Raw genomic sequence first — 19,292 nt, 5'->3', positions numbered from 1 at the left:
CTTTTTCTTGCCAAGTTTTTGCACCATTATTTCGCTACAAGGTCAAGATTACAGGATTTTCACTCTTCTCTAGTAAGTTTTGCCACGCTAGGTTATTTCGGCTTCCAAGAAATAAATTATCCAAAAAAACGAACCACAGAGACGCAGAGAACACAGAGAGAAGAGAAATAGAGAGGATTTTTGCGTCAGTTTTGGGATATTTTTTTATTTGGAAGTCGCTTATCTAAGTATTTGTTAAGAAAAGTTATTAATTTTCACTACTCTTAGCAGAATAAAATTAGGCCAAAGTATTGAAGTGATTGCCAAAGCGATGACACAGCCTAAAATACCCATCACTACAATTACTATACAAACTAACCTTGATCCAACAATTGCTGTTTCTGTGGGGATGGGAATTGCGATCGCTTTTTGGGCATTCCCTCTGCCATTTCCTGTAATCAATAATTTGTTACCCCAAGAGTATGGGGAGGAATTCCCATGAAACCCAAGAGTCATAAAAACAATCAGTGGCAACGCATGGGTAACAGATGGTTCATTCGTCTTTTTAAAATCCGTGACTTGCCTGTTTTCATTCTCTTGGTTCTAGTGACAGCTTTTTTGTGCGTTATTACTTTTCCTGTTGCTGCAACTGTAGAGACACAACATAGAGAGCATTTCACTTTCGTAAAAAGCCTTGTCAAACCTCACCCCAACCCTCTCCTTGGTAAGGAGAGGGAGCAGGAATCTTGTTTCTCATCTGGTATGTTTGCAAAACTGAGATGCTCTCCACAACATATCGCTTCTTTAGGAGTGTCAATCCAAAATCCGACTGCACCAACACAAGACTTGCTGCAACAGGGTAAAGTGCTATATGAGGCAGGACAGTTTGCAGAAGCGGTTAAAGTTTTGCAACAAGCAGTTGAAAGTTATGGCAGCCAAGGCAATGAATTGCGGCAAGCTGTAGCATTAAGTAATTTGGCATTGGCATATCAAAAACTGGGTAATTTGACACCAGCGCAACAGGCAATTACAGATAGCTTGAAGTTGCTCGAAAAATCCTCTAATTCCCAAAATCTTCAGGTTCTGGCTCCAATTCTGGATATTCAAGGTAGTATTCAACTAGACTTGGGACAAGCTGAACAAGCACTAAACACCTGGCAACGTGCGGAAGTCAGCTATAAGCAATTAGGTGATCAAAATGGCATTACCCGCGATCGCATCAACCAAGCACAAGCATGGCAAGTTTTAGGATTTTACCGTCGGGGTTTGACAATCTTGACTCAATTGCAGCAGCAGTTCCAATTAAAACCTAAGTCAGTCACTAAAGCAGTAGAATTACGGTCTTTCGGTGATGCTCTGCAATTGGCGGGAGATTTGAAACAATCCCGTCAGGTATTACAGCAAAGTTTGGAAATTGCCCAACAATTGGATTCTCCCCAAAATGTGAGCGCTGCTTTATTCAGTTTAGGCAACACAGCACAAGTACAGCAAGATTTTAAAGGGGCAATAGAATTCTATCAGCAAGCTGCTGCGATCGCTCCTAACCCGATTACCAAAGTCCAAGCTGAAATAAATCAGTTGAGCTTGCTAGTGAACACGGGACAAACACCAGCCGCGCAGACACTATTGCCGCAAATCCAAACTCAACTGGCACAATTACGTCCTTCTGTGACAACGATCTATGCCCGGATTAATCTGGCTCAAAGCTTGATGAAATTCGGGACTACACCCGAAGTGATCGCTCAAATCTGTGCGATCGCCTTGAAACAAGCTGAAGATTTGGCAGATAAGCGAGCCGAGAGCTTTGCCCTTGGGACTCTGGGCAGTGTATACGAGCAAACTAAACAATGGTCAATTGCCCAGAATCTCACCCAACGGGCACTAATCGTAGCCCAAACAATCAACGCCCCAGATATCGCTTATCGTTGGTATTGGCAGTTAGGACGCTTGTTAAAACAGCAAGGACAGATTATAGGCGCTATTGCCGCCTATGATACTGCGGTCAGTGAGTTGCAGACTCTGCGTAGTGACTTAGTTGTGGTGAATCGAGATGTCCAGTTTTCCTTTAAAGAAAGTGTAGAGCCTGTATATCGAGAGTCCGTAGAATTACTGTTGCAGTCTCAGAAAACTCATCCGAGCGAAGCAACCCTAGACAAAGCTAGACAGAGGATTGAAGCGCTACAACTGGCGGAATTAGACGACTTTTTCCGGGAAGCTTGCATTAATGCCAAAACTGTTTTGCTTGATACAGTGGTAGATAAAGATAATCCTACAGCCGCAATCATTTATCCAATTATTCTGCCTTCTCAACTCCAAGTGATTGTCAAAATTCCTAACCATCCACTGCGTAATTATACAGTAAACAAGTCACAGAAAGAAGTAGAAGGTACTCTAAGACAACTCAGAGAGTATCTTTTAGAACCTGATAGGACTGAGGATGTGCAGGCGCTGTCACAGGAAGTCTATGGGTGGTTAATCAAAGAAATTGAGTCAGATTTAAAAGAAAGTGGAGTCAAAACCCTTGTATTTGTACTGGATGGAATATTGCGAAATGTGCCAATGGCTATACTGTATGACGGTCAGCAATATCTGGTAGAAAAATATGCTGTAGGACTCAGCTTAGGACTCCAGTTACTCGCACCCAAACCCTTGACACAAACAAAACTTAATGTTCTAGCTGCCGGGTTAGTGCAACCACCACAAAACTTTCAACAGCAATTTCCACCGTTACCAGAAATTAAATCAGAATTCAACTCCATTTCTCAAGCGATCGCCTCTACCACCGAGTTACTAAATGGGGACTTCAACAGCAAAAACCTAGAGAGTAAGGTGAATAGTGTGCCATTTAATGTGTTACATCTGGCAACCCACGGTCAATTTAGCTCCAATGCTGAGAATACTTTTATACTTGCTGCTGATGGTCCCATCAACGTCACACAATTTGATAGCTTGCTGCGCCGTCGGGATGAAACTCGCTCAGAAGCCTTGGAAATGCTGGTTTTGAGTGCTTGCGAAACGGCTAATGGTGACAATCGTGCCACGCTAGGGCTAGCAGGGGCATCCGTGAAAGCTGGTGCCCGTAGTACCTTGGCTTCACTGTGGTATATCAGTGATAAATCTACGGCGATCTTAATTGGTGAATTTTATCGTGAGTTAGTTAAAACTAAGGTGACAAAGGCTGAAGCTTTGCGTCGCGCCCAAGTAAAGTTGTTAAAAGATTATCCTAATTACAGTCGTCCTGGTTACTGGGCACCTTATGTTTTAGTTGGTAACTGGCTTTGATACGGTATAGTATCTCGCCAGCCTTGGGTACAAGCAAGATACTTTCATCTTCACGGTTAGCCCATTCAGTGGGTCGAATCGTAGCCGGGTCACGATAGTTCAAGTTATGAGCAGCACAGCGTTCAGCAGAAATACCAGTAGCTAAAGTGACGCGAATCCGCGCTTGTTCCCCTTGTATAGGATCAAAAGTACCCATACCTTTTAAGTGAGTACTATGAGCCAGCACTCCACCGGGATATGCTTGGAATTTATCCCACTGTTTGAGGAAGTAATCGCGCACATGATAGCCAATTTGGGCTAGGATTTCGCCGTGTGTATAGCTAAACTCGGTAATGTGAGGAGCATATATAATTACTTCACCTCCGTCGGCCACTACTGGCTCTAGCTTGTACATTCCTTTAGCTGCTGTCCAAATGTCGTCATACATTTGGGGCATTATTGAAAGCACTTGTTTAAAGGGCTGATCTACATATTTAATATGCAGTTTAGCTGATAATTTTGCAGCACTTTCCCAGGCTGACTCTGGTTTATCTATATATAGTCCAGCTAGCTGATTCGTTTTTGGTGCAACTACCATCGCTAAACAAAGCTTCGGGGTAGAAATCAGGCTAGCGGCTCGGTTAATCAAGCGCCGAACTGGTGTTATTCCCGGTGTACCAATAATTTCATAACAGGTGATTAAAGCACCTAACCAATGTGATAGATCAATTACTTCCTGACCACCAATACCAGGAAAAAAGTATTTATTTCCACCAGAAAAACCGACAACTTCGTGGGGAAAGACCGGGCCGCAAATCATTATTAGATCGTACTCTGTTACAAGTTTGTTAACACGTACTTCAACTGCTTGATGTAGCATTCCCCGGCTGATGTCTGCTATTTCATCTGCTGAAATTACGCCACAAGAAATAAAGGTATCCGGCTGATTCCAAAGGTGGTTAAAGATGCGAACTTTTTTAAAGGTTGTCTCTCGCTCCTCTGGTGTCACTCCTACCAAGTGATTGATTTGTTCCTCACTCATGGGATTATGTGTACCCAGAGCGATCAAAAAATCCAGAGCCACAACCCTCTTACCCAACTCCTGATGAAGCAATCGAAACATTTGAGGTATGGGAGCAGTGCGGGTACCATCTGGAATTAATATTAAGATACGCTGTCCATCCAACTTAGGGTCTGCTAAAGCTTGATGAACTAGATCGGAAACTTGCTCATCTGAAAGTGTTTCGTTAGTTACAGCCAGGGAATACATGATTAAACTCCACTGTAAATACTAAATCCACCGTCTACCGGCACAACTACCCCGTTGACGAAACTAGAACCAGAACTACATAACCAAATTAAGGTGCTGAGTAATTCCTCCAGTTTTCCGAAACGTCCGGCGGGAGTATGGTCAATAATTTTTTGTCCGCGTATAGTCAAGCTTCCATCTGGATTTAACAGTAAATCTCGATTTTGCTCTCCAATAAAAAAACCTGGCGCGATCGCATTTACTCGTAGTCCATCACCATACTTTTGGGCGAGTTCTACCGCTAGCCAGCGAGTAAAGTTATCTATCCCCGCTTTAGCAGCAGAGTAGCCAACCACGCGGCTGATCACGCGAATGGCAGACATGGAAGAAATATTCACAATACAACCGTGGGGCTGATTTCTTTCGACCATTGCTTGACCAAAAACTTGGCTAGGCAGTAGAGTACCGAGTAAGTTGAGGCTAACTACTTCCTCAAAGGCTGCGTGTGGCATATCAAAAATAGTAGCATCAGCAGTAATTGTGGCAGCAGGAATATTACCACCAGCCATATTTACCAGGATATCTATCTGACCCCAACGCTGTATAATAATAGCCCTGGCTATTTCTAATTGGGAGCGATCGCTAACATCTGCCAGCACAGCTATACTTTCTCCACCGTTAGCAGTAATCTCAGCCACTACCGCACCCGCCCGTGCTTCATTACGACCCAAAACGGCGACTCGCGCTCCAGCAAGGGACAAACCCTTTGCCATAGCCGCACCAAGCACACCAGAACCGCCTGTGACTACTGCTACCTGCTCTTTCAAGCTAAAAAGTTTATTTAAAATCCAGTCTGACATCTTATTTCAATTCGTAATTAAAGAAATCAATATCAGGACTAGGGCGTGTTTTCAAACCTTTCTTGAAGCACCTGAGTCTTTGGAGATCCCCCCAACCCCCCGATAAATTGGGGGGCTTTTAGAGTTTCTTTTCCCCCCTTTTTAAGGGGAGCCAGCGCGGTCTTGGGGTCTCCCCAAGTGGAGCGACTGGCGTGGGTTAGGGGGGATCTTCGAGTTTGAAAACAGTCCCTAGCCCTTTCAAGGTGGGTAAAAAGTTTATTCCTGTTTAAGCTCTTTACTCTGTGTCCTCTGCGCCTCTGTGGTTAAATAAATTTCTTTGAAACCGCAGAGACACAGAGAGCGCCGAGAAAAAACAATCTTATTTTACGAGTCACGTTGAGAGGGCTAATCCTAGTAGCTTGATTTGTATTAGTCCAATTTGTAAGCAACCTTAGCAAGGTCATAAGCCAAAGCGCGAGCCATATCATACCCTTCCTCTTCCTCAACCAATCCACGCGTTACCAATCCAGCTAACCAATTACAAGCTACTCGCCGCCAAACATTGTGACGAGCGGGAATAGAAACGAAAGCGCGGGTATCATCATTAAACCCAGCAGTATTATAAAGTCCAGCAGTTTCCATTACCTGATTGAAATAGCGCTCCATCCCATTTACGCTGTCGTGAAACCACCAAGGCGGCCCGAGCAATATAGTAGGATAATGACCAGCTAACGGAGCCATTTCCCGGCTCAGGGTACTTTCATCCATGCCAAAAATGATTAAGTGGAAGCGCTGATCGTTACCGTAAGCTGACAATAACGGGCGCAAATTTTGAGTCCATTCTATTTTTAGGGGAATATCAGCACCTTTATCAGATCCAAACAGCTTAAATAAAGCCGGGTTATGGTTACGCATAACACCACAATGCATTTGCATCACCAAGCCATCTTCCACACTCATCCGCGCCATTTCCATGAACATATGACCGGTAAAATGTTCTATATCGCCTGGATTCAGCTTGCCAGTTAATGCTCTAGCAAAGATAGCTTCTGCTTCTTGGTCGGAAAGGCGTGTGGTATAAGGTGTAGCTGCACCTTGATCAGTAGCTGTGGCGCCCATTTTTTTAAAGAAAGCTCGACGTGCTTCTAAAGCTTGCACAAAAGCAGCGTAAGTATTAATTTCTCTACCAACAGTGCTTTCCAATTTGGTCAGATTTTCGCGCCAACCGGGAGCATCCAGGTTAACTACTGCATCTGGTCGAAAAGTTGGTCTGATTTGAGTAAAACCTTCTTCGTGGAGCGATCGCTGATTCTCTAGGTTATCACTGGCTGCATCGGTAGTACAAAGCACTTCGATGTTAAAGCGTTTGAATAAAGCACGAGGGGAGAACTCAGGCAAAGCTAACAAACCTTCCAGGTAATCATAGATATGTCCGGCATTGCGAGAGTTTAAAGGTTCATCTACACCAAAGACGTTAGTTAGTTCCTCTTTCAGCCACAACCCAGACGGAGTACCCTGAAATAGATAAAAATGTTCGGCGAACAATTGCCAGATTTTGCGGTGATCAGTTTCTACTGGTGAACCATCACTGGTAGGTATGCCCAAAGCTTGCAGAGGTACACCCCGACTATAGAGCATACGCAAAAGGTAGTGATCAGGAATAATCAGTAATTCGGTCGGTGAACCAAAAGTGGCTGCTGGATTAGCTAATAAAGCTGGATCTACGTGGCCGTGTGGGCAGACCAAGGGTAGCGCAGATATGCTGTCAAAAAATTCATGGGCTAGTCGTCTTTGAACTGGTTCTGGAGAAAAACAGCGATCGGGAGATAAACTCGGTTTTTTGGTTAACATAATTTTTGTTTGATTAAAATTTTTTCAAATTTAGGACTTACGCACAAGTTTCGGAATAACGAACCGCAGAGGCACAGAGGACACAGAGAAATCAGAGTTTGAGAGATATTTTCGTCTCAGTAGTGGTTTAAATATCTGAAAATTGCTGTAATGCTGCGCTACTACCACGCTGTACTAGAAAAGGAGATAAAACGCGGTTTTCTACAGTTTTTTCTTCTAATAAATCGAGTAACATTTGCATGGCATAGCCACCAATTTCTAACATTGGCTGACTGACTGTCGTGAGTGGCGGGGTAACATAACAACCCAAAGCAATACCATCAAATCCCACGAGGCTTAAACTTCGCGGTACTAAAATACCTAGTTCTTTGCAGGCTAACAAAGCGCCAACCGCCACCATATCGTTGTAACAAAAGATGCCTGTCACTTCAGCTGTTAATAGTTTAGAAAGCATATTTTGTCCGGTAGTAACATCGCTGGTTCTGGTATCATCTTCATCACTAATTGCAACCCAATCAGTATTTTGTGGTAGACCAGCTTCAGCCAGAGCCATTCGATATCCTTCTAGGCGTTGCTGATTTGACCTGCTGCGATCGCCTACACCCAGATAACCAATAGCGCTGTGTCCCAGACTTATTAAATGCTCTACGGCTAATTTAGCACCTAAGCGATCGTTTATTGCTACTGAGTGAAAGATTTCGGATTGATCTTCAGTCTGGCTATTAATCAGAACTGTTGGCACAGCAATTTGCGTTAGTTGTTTGATATGCTGTTTACTAATTCGTGAGTCGGCTACTAAGATCCCATCTACTCTCCGGCGATGAAAAGTATCAATAGCTGCTATTTCCTGCTGAAAATCTCGGTGGGAAGCACTTAACAAAACACTCAAGCCTGCGGGTCTGGCTATCTTCTCAATTCCCTCTACTACCTCAGCGAAAAAGGGATCTGCGATCGAAGTTACTACTACACCAATAGTATTAGTACGTTTATTTTGCAAGCTTTGAGCAATAGCATTCGGCACATAGCTCATCTCCTGCGCCAGTCGCTTAATTTCTTCTCGCACTTTCGGGCTAATTAGAGCGTTATCTCGCAAAGCGCGTGAAACTGTAGAATGAGAAACGCCTGCTCTTTGAGCAATATCTTCAATTGAAATTCTTCGTTTATTCATTTTTTATTTTAATGTTTTTATATTAATGCACAGGTGTGCATTAATATGTATTATAGAAAATAATCGTTATTTGTCAAGAGATTTTAATACAACTCACTTTTTTAGGGAAACGAGTCAGGAGTCCTGAATTCTGCCTCCGTTTCAATAACTTAACTTTTCTTAATAAAAATATGAGCAGGCAGTCAATGATTATTATCGTAATGGGTGTATCTGGTTCTGGCAAAAGCACCATCGGAAAACTGCTAGCAGACTCCTTAGAATGGGAGTTTAGCGACGCTGATGCTTTCCACTCGCCAGAGAATGTTGAGAAAATGCGGCGCGGTATCCCTCTGAGTGAAGCTGACAGGATGCCTTGGTTGCAAGATTTGCAAACAGCTATTAAACACTGGCTGGAAGAAAATAAAAATGTGGTGCTGGCGTGTTCGGCTTTAAAAGATAGCTATCGGCAATTTCTGATGTTGGATAGCGATCGCACCGCCAACGCCAATAGCGATCGCATCAAGCTAGTTTACCTCAAAGGGTCTTATGAGTTGATTCAAATGCGGTTGCAAGAGCGTCATAATCATTACATGAGCAAAAAACTGCTCAACAGCCAGTTTTATACTCTTGAAGAGCCATTAGATAGCATATCTATGGATATTGCACAGCCACCCCAGCTAATTGTCCAAAACATTAGAACGGCTTTGGGAATTTAGCTTATTGGTAACAACCGTAAGATTAATCACGTCTCTACGAAAACATCAAAGACGAAATGAAACTTAACACACACTTATGCACAGGTGTGCAAAGATAAGTTCAATACAGTCTATGCACACCTGTGCATAGACTGCGAAAGTACCATTTAACAAATCAATATCGACAAGTAAAAAGATATGTCTCAAACTCTAAATAATGCCATTACTCATGCTCAAAACAATCCCTTACATTCGCTAGAAGAATGGGAAAAAGACTTACTTAATCGCTATCCAGATCCAGACAGCATAGTTAAAGAAGGTAAAACCACCCAAGAGTATAGGAATTACGAAGCGCCGACTAGAGACACGGTGAAAGAGTTCTATCGGTTAAATCATATTAATCAAACCTATGATTTTGTATTAGAGAAAAAAGAACACTTTCTGAAGTTGGATAAGAAAGAAATGTCTGTCTGGGATGCATTGGAATTTTTGAATCAATTGGTTGATGATTCCGATCCTGATACAGACTTAGATCAGTTACAGCATCTATTGCAAACATCAGAAGCGATTCGCGCTGATAATCACCCAGACTGGATGGTACTTACTGGCTTGTTTCACGATATGGGGAAGGTACTTTGCTTATTTGGTGAACCCCAATGGGCGACAGTAGGCGATACCTATCCTGTGGGTTGTGCATTTTCTGATAAAATTGTTTTCTCGGAATTTTTTAAAGAAAACCCTGATTACAATAACCCTATATATAACACTACATATGGTGTTTACGAGCCGAATTGTGGCTTGAGTAATGTACATATGTCATGGGGACATGATGAGTATGTATATTACATGATGAAAAATTATTTGCCTGAACCTGCATTGTATATCCTCCGCTACCACTCATTTTATCCTCAACATCGTGAAAATGCTTACGAACATTTGATGGATAAACAGGATCAAGAAATGTTTAAATGGGTGAAGCTATTCAATCCCTACGATTTATATTCAAAGAATCCTAATCCTCCAGATTGGCAAAAATTAAAGCCTTACTATGAAGATTTAGTGGCGAAATATTTACCCAGAACCTTAAAATTATAAATTTCCGCTATTAGCAAAGCCAAAGAATTTTAAAAGAAGGCAAGAGGATTTTTATATATGGTAATGGGCTACAACTTTCTACCCCTAAAAGATAAATTTAAAAGCAAACACTTCCCTCCTACAGTATTAACTTTTCTCAATTCAACTTGAGTGTAATATGTTAAGTTTTTTAAACTATACCGAAGCGGAAAAGTACTTAATTTTCGTAAATGCTCCAGTAGGAAAAGTTTAAACTACATCGAGATGGAATAGTTTCCTTGACTTTGTAAAGTTCGATAAAGCGGGATCAGATTTGGAATAATGCAGGTTAAACTAAAATCAATGTAAAACAAAATACAAACAAATTCACAACTTTGATAAGATTAGGCTCTAGTAATTTTAGTTAAAAGCTGTTTTTCGCCCACGCACTTCCAAATGTAGTTTCACAAAGAAAATGTGAATTTTTGACGTAGTGTAGTGCTTATAGTTTTGCTTTAAAAAACAAAACATCTAATTTAGGGCAATTAATAGCGCTAACTCCAATCAGGTAACAATATAAGACCTTTGAGAGGAGTTGGAATTGCCAAAACCAGTAGTACTGCTAGGTTATATCTGAAGTTTTCAGACCTAGCTAATATTGTGATAACTTGGCAAATTTATATTCTACTAACCTTTTTCAATGCAATTTAAATCCGTTGTTAGAAATAGATGAATATGAAGAGAATTGCGCTCATCGTTGGCATATTAGGTTTCGCGGTTGTTGGTTGCACAAATGGCGCTCAAAATCACAACACTGCGACTAATACTACTAACACTGCTACTAATATAAGTGCAGATAGTCTTAGTACTCCAAATAAAAAATTGCAAACAATCGGCGTTGCTTTGGGTGACTTGGGCAATCCCTTCTATAATGCAGTGCAGAAGGGGGCTGAGACAGAAGCCAAGAAAATTGGGGATGATATCAGAGTTAGTGTGGTTTCCAGTGCCTTTGACCTGAACCAACAAAGCAACCAAATCGAAAATTTTACGGCTGCAAATACTGACCTAATTATCCTCAGCGCTGTTGACAAAAAAGGAGTTAAACCAGTTATTGACCAAGCAAGGCTTGCAGGTAAAATTGTCATTGCAGTAGATTCAGCCGTTGATGCAGATGTGGATGCGATGATTAGCTCTAACAATATCCAAGCGGGAGAGATTGGTTGCCAATATATAGCCGATCGCATCAAAGGTCAAGGTAGTGTAGTCATTCTCAACGGTACTCCGATGGACTCAATCAATCAGCGCGTGAGTGGCTGCGAGAAGTCATTGTCCAAATATCCGAATATCAAACTCATCTCTAAAGAGCAAAACGCCGAAGGGACTAGGGATGGAGGACTGAGAGTGATGAGCGATTTGCTTACAACCTTTCCCAAAATTGATGCCGTTTTTGCCACTAACGATCAAAGCGGTGTCGGCGCAGATTTAGCAGCTAGACAAGCAAGACGTAAAGAATTTTTTATTGTTGGGGTTGACGGTTCACCAGATGCAACCAAAGCAATGGAAGATAAAGATGGTGTATTTGCTGCAACTGCTGCTCAAAATCCCGCAGGGATGGCCGAAAAAGCGGTTCAGATTGGCAACGATATCATCCAGGGTAAAAAACCTGAGTCACCTAACATTCTGATTCCAGTCAACTTGGTTACTAGAGAAAACCTCAGCAGCTATAAAGGCTGGTAATTTGTAATTCGTAATTACAACATACGGAAAAAGGCTTGATACAGGAGATTTATAATACTTGAGCCTGTTTTTTAAACAATACATCGGTTCCAAATTTCGTGTAAGTAAGAATGAGTTTTAGGAGATATATGAATGTGAAAAAGATAGCGTTCACCTCTGGTGTTGCAGTTCGCGTAATCGCAGCTAGCTTACTAGGCATCATTAGTGGTAGTCTTGTCGGCTGTACAAATACTCCTCCCGATCGCAACACTGCTACTAACACTGATACCAAACCTGCTACCAATATAAGTGCAGAGAATAAAACTGCCACTGGGAATCCAAAATTACGATCAGTTGCCTTTACCGTTGGTGATTTAAGTAATCCTTTCTTCGTCCTCATGGGACAAGCAACTGAGGCAGAAGCGAAGAAAATAGGCGGCAAGGATGTCAACGTTAGCGTCGTTTCCAGTGCCTATGACCTCAACCAACAAGCCAATCAAATTGAAAATTTCACTGCTTCCAATACTGACGTTATTATCGTAAATGCTGCTGATAAAAGTGGCATTAAGCCAGCAATTGAAAAAGCAAAACAAGCAGGTAGAATTGTGATTGCGGTAGATACAGGTGCTGAAGGAGGTGTGGATGCCACCATTACTACTAATAATGTCCAAGCTGGAGAAGTTAGTTGCAAATATATTGCTGACCGACTCAAAGGTAAAGGCAATGTTGTAATAGTTAATGGGCCGCCAGTGGACTCAGTGATTCAGCGAGTTACTGGCTGCGAGAATGTATTATCTAAATATCCCGATATCAAAATACTCTCCAAAAATCAGAATGCAGAGGGTAGCCGGGATGGAGGACTCAGAGTTATGACTGATTTGCTCACAACCTTTCCGAAAATTGATGCTGTTTTTGCCATCAATGATCCGAGTGGAGTTGGCGCAGAATTAGCAGCTAACCAAGCACAACGTAAAGATTTCTTTATTGTTGGGGTTGATGGTGCGCCAGAAGCAATAACTGCGATCGCAAATAAAGATGGTTTATATGCGGCGACTGCTACTCAAAATCCGCGAGGGATGGCCCAAAAAGCAGTTCAAGTTGGCAACGACATCTTAAATGGGAAAAAACCAAGTAGTTCTACCATTTTGATTCCAGTTAAGTTGATCACAAAAGATAATGTCAGCACAGAAAAAGGCTGGTAAATAATAAAAATTGTGAATCCTTTGATGCATTTGTAAAGTTTTCGCACATACCTATAATCTCCGGCGGTTTTCGCTTAAGTTAAATACAAAACCTAACCTCCAGCCCCTTCCGTACTAGCGTTGGGGAGTAAGACTCAAAGCCTCTGCCCTTTTAGGGGAGAGGAATGGAAGTGAGGTCAAAACTCTATGTACTGCAACCGAGAGCCGCTATGTATGTGCATTAGTGGAAAGTCTGAGTGCCCATTTCTAGTACTCAGACTTTCCCAAATAGTCTCCATCAACTAACGTTAACAATGAAGTATGAAAATATCTCTTCCCCACTCCCTATTTTCAAGACAGTAGTCAGCTTTTAAAACATGATTTTCTGATCAGATATGAGTTGATTAATTCCTAACTCACAAATGCGAATTTTAAATTGTTTTTACAGGTTATGCTCATGACAACAAGTATTGAAACCTCATTTCCTGATGCACCAACTAGCACTCCAGTGTTAGAAATGCAAGGAATTACAAAACGATTTCATGGTGTATCTGCGCTCCAAAATGTTAATCTGACGATTTATCCGGGCGAAGTTCACGCCCTCATGGGTGAAAACGGAGCAGGCAAAAGCACATTGATGAAAATCCTGGCTGGGGCTTACATTGCCGATGAAGGAGAAATTCGCATTAATGGTCAACCCTTGAAAATTACCGATCCGGCGACAGCACGCAAGTCAGGTATTAATCTCATTTATCAAGAACTGAATGTTGCACCGAATTTAACCGTTACCGAAAATATGTTTATGGGTAGCGAGTTGCAGCGAGGTCAGTTTTTAGACCGCAAAGGGATGCAACTGGAAGCAGAGGAAGTGCTGGAAAGCCTTGGAGCCAATTTTACAGCGCAGACTGTGGTTGGTACCTTGTCGATCGCAGAACAGCAGCAAGTAGAAATTGCGCGGGCGCTGAAAGATAAAAGCCGCGTTTTGGTGATGGATGAACCAACAGCAGCACTGTCTGACCGCGAAACCGAGCATTTATTTGAGGTAATTCGCAAACTGCGGAGTGATGGCATTGCCATTATTTACATCAGCCATCGGATGGAAGAAATCTATGCCCTAGCTGACCGGATTAGCGTGCTGCGTGATGGTCAATATATTGGCAGTCTGACACGCAGTGAAATTTCTCCACAGCGATTGGTGCAGATGATGGTCGGTCGCTCCATGCAAGACTTTTATGAACATCAACGGCAAATGAATCCTGGCCCAGTCGTGCTGGAAGTCAGAAATATGAGCGACGCCCGCAAGAAGATTGAGCCGGCTAGTTTTAAGGTTCATGCTGGAGAAATTGTCGGTTTAGCGGGGCTGGTTGGTGCAGGACGCACAGAGTTATCCCGGCTGATTTTTGGTGCAGACCGCAAGGCCAGTGGTGAAGTGTTTTTGAATGGTAAAAAACTGGAAATTAATACGCCCAGTGATGCCATTGCTGCGGGAATTGGCTACGTCCCAGAAGACCGCAAAGATCAAGGTTTATTTCTGGAGATGAGCGCCCGCAAGAATATTGCTATCAACACACTCAAGCATGATGCAAAGGTTGGAATTGTTAACTGGGGTTCAGTTAATCGGCTATCAACAGACGCGGTGGAAAACTTTAATATCCGCCTGGCCAATTTGGAAATTAGAGCGCTGGATCTTTCTGGTGGTAATCAGCAGAAGTTACTGCTAGCGCGTTGGTTAGCGATTAAGCCGAGAGTATTAATGTTAGATGAGCCGACACGCGGCGTAGATATCGGTGCCAAAAGCGAAATTTACCGAATTATGAGCGAATTGGCAGCGCAAGGTGTTGCTATTTTAATGGTTTCCAGCGAACTATCGGAGATTGTCGGCATGAGCGATCGCGTCTTAGTGATGCGAGAAGGACAGCTGGTAGGCGAACTGGATGGCAGTCTTGGTAAAGAAATCACCCAAGAAAAGATTATGCACTATGCAACTGGAGCATCGGAGGTATTAGCATCATGAGTCAAACAGTCAGACCGCCCAATAAATTAGCCAACAATCCCGTATCCCGCAACCAGAAATCAATTAGCAGTTTGTTGGAAGTTGCGGGTATTCTGCCAATACTAGTAATTATTTGCATCTTATTTGCATTTCTTTCTCCCAACTTCCTCACCGGTGGTAACATCGTTAACATCTTGCGTCAGGCATCAATCAATATTGTGCTGGCGACCGGAATGACGTTTGTGATTCTCACCGGAGGTATTGACCTTTCAGTTGGGTCAATCTTAGCTGTTTCTGCCGTAGTTGCGTTGCTGGTATCGCTACTACCGGCTTTAAGTTGGGCGGCCGTGCCTGCTGCTTTGCTTGCAGGATTGCTTTTGGGCTTAGTCAACGGCGCTCTCATCACCTTCTTGGATGTGCCACCTTTTATTGTCACCTTGGGTTCACTGACTGCCTTGCGAGGTGTGGCCTTTTTGGTTGCCAAGGGGACAACGCTGATTAACCGGGACATCAATTTTGCTTGGGTGGGTAATAATTATGTGGGTCCCCTGCCGTGGCTAGTGATAATTGCGCTACTGACCATAATCGCTAGCTGGTTTGTGTTGCGACAAACTGTTTTAGGAGTGCAGATATATGCTGTTGGTGGTAACGAGCGGGCAGCGAGATTAACTGGAATTAAAGTTAATCGTGTCTTGCTATTCGTCTATGGTATTAGTGGATTACTAGCAGGTTTAGCCGGAATCATGAGTGCTAGCCGTCTTTATAGTGCTAGTGGCGTATTAGGTCAGGGTTATGAATTAGATGCGATCGCAGCTGTTATTCTTGGTGGAACCAGCTTCACAGGTGGTATTGGTACCATTGGCGGCACCCTTTTAGGTGCATTAATCATTGCTATTCTCAACAACGGTTTAACCTTGTTGAACCTATCTTACTTCTGGCAACTAGTCGTTAAAGGACTAGTAATTATTTTGGCAGTAATGATTGATCGGTTACGCAGACGTTCCAGACGGTAAAGAATTAATTTCTTTGGGAATTGGGCATTGGGCACTTGTACTGAGCGTTGTCAAAGTATTGGGCATTGAGAATAGAGGATGAGTCTTTGAACTCCATTAATGAGTCTTTGAACTCCATTAATGAGTCTTTGAACTCCATTAATGAGCCTTTGAACTCCATTAATGAGCCTTTGAACTCCATTAATGAGTCTTGGAACTCCATTAATGAGCCTTTGAACTCCATTAATGAGCCTTGGAACTCCATTAATGAGTCTTGGAACTCCATTAATGAGTCTTTGAACTCCATTAATGAACCTTGGAACTCCATTAATGAACCTTTGGTTTCTACTTTCCTACCCCCCACTCCCCACTCCCCAATGCCCAATGCCCAATACCCAATACCCAATATATAAACTATGTCTTCCACTACTGTTCGTCGTAAATCCAACACGTTTTATGTGATTTTGATTGCTGGTGCTGCGGCACTCGGCGGGTTTCTATTCGGTTTTGACACCGCAGTTATCAACGGCGCGGTTTTATCTATAGCAAAAGCTTTTAACATCAGTAGTTGGCTAACAGGGCTAGCAGTGTCCCTAGCGTTGCTGGGTTCTGCGGTAGGAGCCTTCTTTGCCGGACAGATTGCAGACCGTTATGGTCGAGTCAAGGCAATGGTGGTCGCTTCAGCGTTGTTTACTATCAGTGCCATTGGCTCTGGGATGGCCTTCACTATCTGGGATTTTATCTTTTGGCGAGTATTGGGTGGGATTGGAATCGGCGTTGCTAGCGTCATCGCCCCAGCTTACATTGCCGAATGTTCTCCCACCTATTTGCGGGGAAGGTTAGGATCTCTGCAACAATTAGCGATCGTAGTGGGAATTTTCATCGCCTTATTGACCGACTACTTTATTGCTGTGTCAGCAGGTTCAGCAGACTCGCCGTTTTTGTTTGGGATTGCAGCCTGGCGCTGGATGTTTTGGACAGCAGTCCCGCCAGCAGTATTCTACGGGATGGTGGCTTTTACAATTCCTGAATCCCCCCGTTACTTAGTTGCCAAAGGACGGGAGCCAGAAGCTACTAACGTTCTGACCAAGATTTTGGGGGGTGATGTCCTGGCAAAAATCGAAGAAATTCGGCAAACAGTGCTTCAAGAGCGCGAACCCAAGTTTTCTGACCTCTTAGGCAGAAGTGGCGGACTCCTCCCCATTGTTTGGATAGGAATAGGCTTATCTGTATTACAGCAATTTGTTGGTATTAATGTAATCTTCTACTACAGCAGTGTTTTGTGGCGGGCAGTCGGGTTTTCCGAAAAAGATTCCCTAACAATCACGGTGATTACAGGAGCCGTAAATATTATTACAACATTGATTGCGATCGCCTTCGTAGATAAATTTGGTCGCAAACCCTTGCTTATACTAGGGTCGATTGGCATGACCTTGACCTTGGGGACGATGGCTTATCTTTTTGGCAATGCTCCCCTCGATGCTACTGGGAACCCCAATCTCACCGGAAGCGCAGGTACCGTGGCTCTGATTGCAGCCAACCTCTATGTGTTTTGCTTCGGTTTCTCCTGGGGGCCAGTAGTTTGGGTGCTGTTGGGAGAAATGTTTAATAACAAAATTCGAGCAGCTGCACTTTCAGTTGCTGCTGCCATGCAATGGGTTGCCAACTTCGTAATTTCCACAACATTTCCTCCCATACTGCAATATTTCGGTCTAGGTTCTGCCTATGGACTCTATACAATTGCGGCGGCTACCTCATTCTTTTTCATTCTCTTTTTCATTAAAGAAACCAAAGGAATTGAGTTAGAAGATATGTAATTCGTAATACTTTGGCTGCGCTCAGTACAAGTTCGTAATTCGTAATTCATAGTCCTGATTTTGCCACAAGTATTATCACAGGTTAAGGGAGTTCGTAGTCAGGACTTTAGTGCTTAGAGGTTGTTTGAAAAGTGATTTGCTGTATCTTTGCACTTATTGATCCCCCCTAACCCACGCCAGGTGCTTCAAGTCGGCGGAGCCGCCCAACGCACTGGCTCCCCTTAAAAAGGGGGGAACCGGAATCAAAGTCCCCCTTAAAAAGGGGGATTTAGGGGGATCTAAAACGTTTTGCTACCGTGAAGAGGACTTTTCAAACATCCTCTTAGATAAGGGTTAGAGCTACCCACTACGAACTTATCAAAATTAATTTTGTGAACTAAATACAAACTCTCGCTTCAGTCAATCAGTAAAAAGATGGAAACTATCAATACGGCTCTTTGTTCTTATGGTTCGTCCGGCATGGTATTTCATGCGCCGTTCATTGATTTGCATCCCGGATTTAAATTAGCCGGTTCTTGGGAAAGAACCAAAAAACTGATACAGCAACATTATCCTGGAGTAAAAAGCTATCCTTCTTTGGAAGCATTACTAGCAGATGAGCAAGTGATATTAGTGGTAATAAATACACCCACTTATACCCATTACGATTATACGAAACAGGCTTTGCTTGCAGATAAACACGTCCTGGTAGAAAAAGCATTTACCACAACGGTAGCAGAAGCCCAAAAACTGAAAGAATTGGCACAAAAACAGGGAAAGAAATTATCTGTATATCAAAACCGCAGATGGGATAGTGATTTTAAAACAGTTAAAAAAATTGTACAGGAAGGCTTGTTAGGTGATATTGTTGAAGCAGAATTCCAAATTCAAAAATATAAACCAGTCCTCAGCCATAAACAACACGTAGAAGTTCCCGGTTCGGGGGCAGGAACATTAAACAATTTAGGCCCGCACTTAATAGACCAAGCTTTGCATTTATTTGGGATGCCTGATGCTATTTTTGCAGACATCCGCATAACTAGACTGCGATCGCAGGTAGATGATTATTTTGAGTTGATACTATACTACGACACATTGCGCGTCAAATTAAAAGCAAGTTTCCTTGTGCGTGAGCCTACGCCTGCCTATATCATACATGGTACTAAGGGTTCTTTTCTCAAAAGCAGGGCTGATAAACAAGAAGAGTATTTAGTGGCGGGTATGAAACCTAACACACTTGATTGGTATACAGAGCCGGAAAGTGAATATGGCTTACTTCATACAGAAAAAGACACAAAAGTAATTCGGGAAAAAGTAAAAAGTTCACAAGGCAGTTATTTAGGTTATTACGATGCAGTGTACAAATCAATTGTTGATAATCAGCCAATTGCTGTTACCGCCGAAGACGGAATTAATGTAATGCGGATTATAGAAGCGGCTATTAAAAGCAGCAATGAGCAAAAAGTCATAGCGTTACTTTAAGTAAGTTAAAACGCAATAAAGTTCAGTTAAGCAGTTTTTTTCTTCTCTCTGTTTCCTC

General features: G+C 42.7%; 15 protein-coding genes. 9 read left to right on the top strand and 6 right to left on the bottom strand.

Annotated elements, in window-relative coordinates; translation table 11 throughout:
- Nucleotides 1–234: 234 nt before the first annotated feature.
- Nucleotides 235–495, bottom strand: a complete 261-nt coding sequence (locus tag V7L05_RS18145) for a hypothetical protein (protein ID WP_335166022.1) — start codon at nucleotides 493–495, stop codon at nucleotides 235–237.
- Nucleotides 496–741: 246 nt separating this feature from the next.
- On the opposite strand from V7L05_RS18145, the gene V7L05_RS18140 reads away from it, so the two are divergent.
- Nucleotides 742–3,261, top strand: coding sequence for a CHAT domain-containing protein (locus tag V7L05_RS18140; protein ID WP_442937870.1), 2,520 nt, complete (start codon nucleotides 742–744; stop codon nucleotides 3,259–3,261).
- Here V7L05_RS18140 and V7L05_RS18135 read toward each other — a convergent pair.
- The 4 genes from V7L05_RS18135 to V7L05_RS18120 form a co-directional block, all read right to left on the bottom strand.
- Nucleotides 3,203–4,510 (bottom strand): lactate racemase domain-containing protein, encoded by a 1,308-nt coding sequence (locus V7L05_RS18135; protein ID WP_335166018.1) that lies wholly within the window; start codon nucleotides 4,508–4,510, stop codon nucleotides 3,203–3,205. The genes V7L05_RS18140 and V7L05_RS18135 overlap by 59 nt on opposite strands.
- Nucleotides 4,511–4,512: 2 nt before the next feature.
- Nucleotides 4,513–5,349 (bottom strand): SDR family oxidoreductase, encoded by an 837-nt coding sequence (locus tag V7L05_RS18130; RefSeq protein ID WP_335166016.1) that lies wholly within the window; start codon nucleotides 5,347–5,349, stop codon nucleotides 4,513–4,515.
- A gap of 408 nt (nucleotides 5,350–5,757) precedes the next feature.
- Nucleotides 5,758–7,179: a glucuronate isomerase gene (gene uxaC / locus V7L05_RS18125; protein WP_335166013.1), complete on the bottom strand. Its 1,422-nt coding sequence runs from the start codon at nucleotides 7,177–7,179 to the stop codon at nucleotides 5,758–5,760.
- 127 nt (nucleotides 7,180–7,306) lie between these two features.
- A complete protein-coding gene (locus V7L05_RS18120; RefSeq protein WP_335166012.1) occupies nucleotides 7,307–8,347 on the bottom strand; it encodes a LacI family DNA-binding transcriptional regulator in 1,041 nt (346 codons plus the stop codon).
- Between the two features lie 185 nt (nucleotides 8,348–8,532).
- Here V7L05_RS18120 and V7L05_RS18115 point away from each other — a divergent pair, with 185 nt between their 5' ends.
- From V7L05_RS18115 to V7L05_RS18090, 6 genes are all read left to right on the top strand, one after another.
- Nucleotides 8,533–9,042, top strand: a complete 510-nt coding sequence (locus tag V7L05_RS18115) for a gluconokinase (RefSeq protein WP_335166010.1) — start codon at nucleotides 8,533–8,535, stop codon at nucleotides 9,040–9,042.
- A gap of 177 nt (nucleotides 9,043–9,219) precedes the next feature.
- On the top strand, nucleotides 9,220–10,116 hold the full coding sequence (locus tag V7L05_RS18110; RefSeq protein ID WP_335166009.1) for an inositol oxygenase family protein: 897 nt from the start codon (nucleotides 9,220–9,222) through the stop codon (nucleotides 10,114–10,116).
- Between the two features lie 693 nt (nucleotides 10,117–10,809).
- Complete coding sequence (locus tag V7L05_RS18105; RefSeq protein WP_335166007.1) at nucleotides 10,810–11,811, top strand: substrate-binding domain-containing protein; 1,002 nt, start codon at nucleotides 10,810–10,812, stop codon at nucleotides 11,809–11,811.
- Nucleotides 11,812–11,939: 128 nt separating this feature from the next.
- Nucleotides 11,940–12,992, top strand: a complete 1,053-nt coding sequence (locus V7L05_RS18100) for an ABC transporter substrate-binding protein (protein WP_335166005.1) — start codon at nucleotides 11,940–11,942, stop codon at nucleotides 12,990–12,992.
- A gap of 436 nt (nucleotides 12,993–13,428) precedes the next feature.
- The gene (locus V7L05_RS18095) at nucleotides 13,429–14,985 is read left to right on the top strand and encodes a sugar ABC transporter ATP-binding protein (RefSeq protein ID WP_335166004.1); all 1,557 of its coding nucleotides are present in this window, start codon (nucleotides 13,429–13,431) and stop codon (nucleotides 14,983–14,985) included.
- Nucleotides 14,982–15,977, top strand: coding sequence for an ABC transporter permease subunit (locus tag V7L05_RS18090; protein WP_335166002.1), 996 nt, complete (start codon nucleotides 14,982–14,984; stop codon nucleotides 15,975–15,977). The genes V7L05_RS18095 and V7L05_RS18090 overlap by 4 nt, the downstream gene beginning before the upstream one ends.
- Before the next feature lie 4 nt (nucleotides 15,978–15,981).
- Here the strand turns inward: V7L05_RS18090 and V7L05_RS18085 are convergent, their stop codons facing one another.
- The gene (locus V7L05_RS18085; protein ID WP_335166001.1) at nucleotides 15,982–16,383 is read right to left on the bottom strand and encodes a hypothetical protein; all 402 of its coding nucleotides are present in this window, start codon (nucleotides 16,381–16,383) and stop codon (nucleotides 15,982–15,984) included.
- Between V7L05_RS18085 and V7L05_RS18080 the strand changes: the two genes are divergently transcribed.
- Both V7L05_RS18080 and V7L05_RS18075 read left to right on the top strand, forming a co-directional pair.
- Nucleotides 16,373–17,773: a sugar porter family MFS transporter gene (locus V7L05_RS18080; RefSeq protein WP_335165999.1), complete on the top strand. Its 1,401-nt coding sequence runs from the start codon at nucleotides 16,373–16,375 to the stop codon at nucleotides 17,771–17,773. The genes V7L05_RS18085 and V7L05_RS18080 overlap by 11 nt on opposite strands.
- Nucleotides 17,774–18,187: 414 nt before the next feature.
- On the top strand, nucleotides 18,188–19,234 hold the full coding sequence (locus V7L05_RS18075; protein ID WP_335165997.1) for a Gfo/Idh/MocA family oxidoreductase: 1,047 nt from the start codon (nucleotides 18,188–18,190) through the stop codon (nucleotides 19,232–19,234).
- The last annotated feature ends 58 nt before the right edge of the window (nucleotides 19,235–19,292 follow it).

Origin of the sequence: Nostoc sp., assembly GCF_036917755.1 — a bacterium.
Classification (GTDB): Bacteria; Cyanobacteriota; Cyanobacteriia; order Cyanobacteriales; family Nostocaceae; genus Nostoc.
Note: the sequence above shows the minus strand (reverse complement) of the source record. Positions and strands in the feature narration are given on the sequence as shown.

What these genes read in the sequence shown, in the direction of transcription:
- V7L05_RS18110 (WP_335166009.1), top strand. Translation starts at nt 9,220, where the DNA reads ATGTCTCAAACTCTAAATAATGCCATTACTCATGCTCAAAACAATCCC.
- V7L05_RS18100 (WP_335166005.1), top strand. Translation starts at nt 11,940, where the DNA reads ATGAATGTGAAAAAGATAGCGTTCACCTCTGGTGTTGCAGTTCGCGTA.
- V7L05_RS18135 (WP_335166018.1), bottom strand. Translation starts at nt 4,510, where the DNA reads ATGTATTCCCTGGCTGTAACTAACGAAACACTTTCAGATGAGCAAGTT.
- V7L05_RS18130 (WP_335166016.1), bottom strand. Translation starts at nt 5,349, where the DNA reads ATGTCAGACTGGATTTTAAATAAACTTTTTAGCTTGAAAGAGCAGGTA.
- V7L05_RS18145 (WP_335166022.1), bottom strand. Translation starts at nt 495, where the DNA reads ATGACTCTTGGGTTTCATGGGAATTCCTCCCCATACTCTTGGGGTAAC.
- V7L05_RS18090 (WP_335166002.1), top strand. Translation starts at nt 14,982, where the DNA reads ATGAGTCAAACAGTCAGACCGCCCAATAAATTAGCCAACAATCCCGTA.
- V7L05_RS18140 (WP_442937870.1), top strand. Translation starts at nt 742, where the DNA reads ATGTTTGCAAAACTGAGATGCTCTCCACAACATATCGCTTCTTTAGGA.
- V7L05_RS18120 (WP_335166012.1), bottom strand. Translation starts at nt 8,347, where the DNA reads ATGAATAAACGAAGAATTTCAATTGAAGATATTGCTCAAAGAGCAGGC.
- V7L05_RS18080 (WP_335165999.1), top strand. Translation starts at nt 16,373, where the DNA reads ATGTCTTCCACTACTGTTCGTCGTAAATCCAACACGTTTTATGTGATT.
- uxaC (WP_335166013.1), bottom strand. Translation starts at nt 7,179, where the DNA reads ATGTTAACCAAAAAACCGAGTTTATCTCCCGATCGCTGTTTTTCTCCA.
- V7L05_RS18075 (WP_335165997.1), top strand. Translation starts at nt 18,188, where the DNA reads ATGGAAACTATCAATACGGCTCTTTGTTCTTATGGTTCGTCCGGCATG.
- V7L05_RS18115 (WP_335166010.1), top strand. Translation starts at nt 8,533, where the DNA reads ATGATTATTATCGTAATGGGTGTATCTGGTTCTGGCAAAAGCACCATC.
- V7L05_RS18095 (WP_335166004.1), top strand. Translation starts at nt 13,429, where the DNA reads ATGACAACAAGTATTGAAACCTCATTTCCTGATGCACCAACTAGCACT.
- V7L05_RS18105 (WP_335166007.1), top strand. Translation starts at nt 10,810, where the DNA reads ATGAAGAGAATTGCGCTCATCGTTGGCATATTAGGTTTCGCGGTTGTT.